Genomic DNA, 708 nt, shown 5'->3' with positions numbered 1-708 from the left:
ATGCAAATCAACTTTTTTATTACAATAAGCCAATTCTACTTCACTTATATTAGAAAATATCATCCCTTCACCTTTTACATTACATTTAGCCCTTGTCATATAATATAAACCTAATACTACATCTTGTGAAGGCACAATTATTGGTTCACCACTTGCCGGTGATAATAAATTGTTTGTTGACATCATTAATTTTTTTGCTTCTAATTGGGATTCTAAGGTCAATGGAACATGAACTGCCATTTGATCGCCGTCAAAGTCCGCATTATATGCGGCACATACTAATGGATGTAATTGGATTGCTTTACCTTCTATCAAAATAGGTTCAAATGCTTGTATACCTAATCTATGTAATGTTGGTGCTCTATTTAACAAGACTGGATGTTCACAAATTACATCTGCCAATATATCCCATACTTCTGTCACTTCTTTTTCAACCATTTTTTTTGCTGCTTTTATTGTTGCTGCATGTCCATTTCTTTGCAACTTTGAATATATAAAAGGTTTAAATAATTCAATCGCCATTTTTTTAGGTAACCCACATTGATTTAATCTTAAATTCGGACCTACTGTTATTACAGATCTACCTGAATAATCTACACGTTTACCTAATAAATTTTGACGAAACCTACCTTGTTTCCCTTTTATCATATCCGCCAATGATTTTAACGGTCTCTTATTTGAACCAATAATTGCTCTTCCCCTTCTTCC

1 pseudogene is annotated in these 708 nt (G+C 32.8%); it reads right to left on the bottom strand.

Features of this window, described 5'->3' with window-relative positions:
* Positions 1-708, bottom strand: a pseudogene (locus tag IE124_RS36345) (DNA-directed RNA polymerase subunit beta'); the annotation flags it as partial.

Origin of the sequence: Streptomyces narbonensis (assembly GCF_014649015.1) — a bacterium.
Taxonomy (GTDB): domain Bacteria; phylum Actinomycetota; class Actinomycetes; order Streptomycetales; family Streptomycetaceae; genus Streptomyces; species Streptomyces narbonensis.
The sequence above is the reverse complement of the archived record's forward strand: the minus strand, read 5'-3'. Positions and strand labels throughout refer to the sequence as shown.